We start from the raw sequence: 390 nt of genomic DNA, 5'->3' as shown, positions 1-390 counted from the left end.
CAGGGTGATGCTGCTCATCCGGAATAATGGCTTGATACGCTTTCCAATAGTCGCTAAAAACAACGGCCTTTTTATAATCAGGCGGGATGCGATTCCAGAGTATTCGACACGTTTCTTCACTGCGATCACCGTAGGCATAAGCAATGACTTCTCGGGTCTCCCGATTCAATGCAATCCAGATCCAAACGTTGAAAACTGTGCTGAAAACAAAAGACCATAACTCATCCACTTCCAACACCGGTGTCTGCCCAGGGTCAACGGGTGTCAGCGTGGTCTCAAGGGGTGGAAGCTGTTCCGCCTTTTTTTTAACCAGACACTCAAGGTTTGTCGACAAACCCCAAATGTCCTTTCGATCCCGTGCATACTGGATCGTTCTTGATAAGCTTTCAG

At 47.7% G+C, this 390-nt stretch carries 1 protein-coding gene; it reads right to left on the bottom strand.

The window, feature by feature from the left end; genetic code table 11:
* Positions 1-334, bottom strand: a 334-nt coding sequence (locus tag E1958_RS19875) for an IS1 family transposase (protein WP_279512460.1), incomplete at its 3' end; no start/stop codon positions are given.
* Between the last annotated feature and the right edge of the window lie 56 nt (positions 335-390).

Source organism: Candidatus Thiosymbion oneisti (assembly GCF_004359955.1).
Taxonomy (GTDB): Bacteria; Pseudomonadota; Gammaproteobacteria; order Chromatiales; family Chromatiaceae; genus Thiosymbion; species Thiosymbion oneisti.
This window is presented reverse-complemented; position numbering and strand designations above follow the sequence as displayed.